Source organism: Halolamina salina, from assembly GCF_042678005.1.
GTDB lineage: Archaea > Halobacteriota > Halobacteria > Halobacteriales > Haloferacaceae > Halolamina > Halolamina salina.
Window position 1 is genome coordinate 2,702 of the sequence record NZ_JBHUDH010000162.1, and the last position, 2,755, is coordinate 5,456.

A 2,755-nucleotide genomic window follows, 5' to 3' on the forward strand; every position below is an offset into this window, starting at 1 on the left:
GCTTTGAGTGCACACTGGCATAGGAATATTAACCTATTTCCCTGTTGTCCGATTCGACTTACGGTCGGACTTAGGACCGGCTAACCCTCAGCTGATCAGCATTGCTGAGGAACCCTTACTCGTTCGGCCGTCGGGGTTCTAACCCGACTAACGCTGCTACTATGACCAGGATTTTCGTTACTGAACGGTCCACACGAGATCTCTCCCGTGCTTCCACCCGAACAGAACGCCGACCTACAAGATCACCAGTGTGAGTGGTGCCGCTAGGTCTCGGTGGTGGATTTGAGCCCCGATCATTTTCGGCGCCTCGAACCTCGGCCGGTAAGCTGTTACGCTTTTCTTAGAGGGTAGCTGCTTCTAAGCTCACCTCCCGGCTGTTTAGGGCTCGGGACCACCTTCGATCGCACTTAGTCCACACTTGGGGACCTTAACCCAGCTCTGGGTTGTCTCCCTCACGGTACACAGGCTTACCCCGTGCACCGGACTCCCCGCGTCGAACGGCGTTCGTAGGTTCGGAGTTGGACAGGGGGGCGCACTCCTCTCGGAGTGCGGTCCCCCAATCCGTCGCTCTACCCCACGAACTACCTCGGCGGAGGTCATGCTTCGACATGTTTCGGTCGGAACCAGCTGTTTCCGGATTCGATGGGCCTTTCACCCCTAGACATAGGTCACGCGAGGGTATTGTAGGACACCAACCCTAACGGGCCTCCACGTGCCTTTCGGCACGCTTCACCCTGCCCACGCCTAGATCATCCGGTTTCGGGTCGTGCCCGTTTGACTCCCCGCGCTTGAACACGGCGGCCCTCATGCAAAGCATTGCGGCCATGTCGGTTTCCCTACGCCTTCCCGGATAATCCGGTTAGACTCGTCAAACAGGCACACTCCCTGGTTCGTTTTTCAAAACGTACGACGGAACTTCGGCTTCCCGACCGTCCTACTAGTAGCTCGCGCTACGGTCGTTTTGGTCGGGACCTTGTAAGCCCCGTCGCTCTATCGCCAACTGATTTCACGCCCTATTGCACCTCCCTTCTCGGGGTGCTTTTCAGCGTTCGCTCACGCTACTTGTTCGCTATCGGTCTTGAGGAGTGTTTAGTCTTCCCAGTCGATGCCTGGGATATTCACGAGGGATATCCAACCCCCGCTACTCTAGAACTGGCGCACAGCATACTTCTCTTCGGTACGGGACTGTCACCCTGTTTCGTACTCCATTCCAGGAGACTTCGCGAAGAGGTTCTGCTGCTGAAAGTCAGTCCGAACACCACATTGCCCGTGAGGGCTTCGGTTTGGACTGGATCGCGTTCATTCGCCATTACTAACGACATCACGATTACGTTTTCTTTTCCTGCCGGTACTGAGATGTTTCAATTCCCGGCGTTCCCCATTGCGCGAAGCAATTGCGGTGGGGATTCCCATTCGGAGATCCTGAGTTCTTCGCCTCCGTGCGGCTCCCTCAGGCTTATCGCAGCTTGGCACGTCCGTCTTCAGCTCTCAAGCCGAGCGATCCACCAGCTGGCACAGTAGCCACGTTCATCGGATCTACGTTGCGGAATGCAACGGTATAGTGACCCGGGAACGGGTCCAGTGGACGCCTGGACTACACGTACACACGGTCTCATCTGCAACGCTTGTGACTGCAAGCGTGCATTAACCCTTCCCACCCACGCTTGCGCGGGGTGGTGCATCGGTTAGCTTCGGATTAGATCGAAGTCGTCGGCCCCACTTAAGGGGCACGATTCGGATCGATCTAACCCGAGAGATGGACCCACAGGGATTCGAACCCTGGGCATCCTCCTTGCAAAGGAGGCACTCTACCACTGAGCTATGGGCCCACCTCTGCCAAGCCGAGAATGGCTCGGCAGAGAGCGAGGTTGGGTGTTAGCCTTGACAGTTCAAAGGTGCCCGATCGGCCAACCGATGGTCGATCGAACGTGCGAAACCGCTGGTGGGCTGAGGCGACGCCTCAGTCCCGGTCTGTGGAGGTGATCCAGCCGCAGATTCCCCTACGGCTACCTTGTTACGACTTAAGCCCCCTTGCGGAGCCCAGATTCGACCCTGGTGACAGGGCCTCATCCGGACCCCACTCGGGTGCTTTGACGGGCGGTGTGTGCAAGGAGCAGGGACGTATTCACCGCCGTCTTCTGAACGGCGATTACTACCGAATCCAGCTTCATGAGGACGAGTTTCAGTCCTCAATCCGAACTACGACCGAGTTTCGGAGATTAGCGTCCCCTTTCGGGGTTGCTTCCCACTGTCTCGGCCATTGTAGCCCGCGTGTTGCCCAGCACATTCGGGGCATACTGACCTACCGTTGCCCGTTCCTTCCTCCAGTTTGGCACTGGCAGTCCTCCTAATGTACCCAACCACCACGAGGGTGTTGCTGGCAATTAGGAGTGCGGGTCTCGCTCGTTGCCTGACTTAACAGGACGCCTCACGGTACGAGCTGACGGCGGCCATGCACCTCCTCTCAGCAGGTCTGATAAGGTCATCAACCTGATCGTCACTCCTGCTGTCGATGCTGGTGAGATGTCCGGCGTTGAGTCCAATTAAACCGCAGGCTCCTCCGGTTGTAGTGCTCCCCCGCCAATTCCTTTAAGTTTCATCCTTGCGGACGTACTTCCCAGGCGGTCTGCTTCACGGCTTCCCTACGGCACAGCACTGGCTCGTAGCCAGTGCCACACCTAGCAGACATCGTTTACAGCTCGGACTACCCGGGTATCTAATCCGGTTCGAGACCCCAGCTTTCGTCCCTCACTGT

Annotated in this window: 1 tRNA gene and 2 rRNA genes (1 of these 3 only partly in view); all 3 read right to left on the bottom strand. The window is 57.4% G+C overall.

The window, feature by feature from the left end:
* Window positions 1-1,530 (bottom strand): 23S ribosomal RNA (locus ACFR9S_RS13110) (it extends 1,320 nt beyond the left edge of the window).
* Window positions 1,531-1,757: 227 nt separating this feature from the next.
* Window positions 1,758-1,829, bottom strand: a tRNA-Ala gene (locus ACFR9S_RS13115).
* A gap of 145 nt (window positions 1,830-1,974) precedes the next feature.
* Window positions 1,975-2,755 (bottom strand): 16S ribosomal RNA (locus ACFR9S_RS13120); the annotation flags it as partial.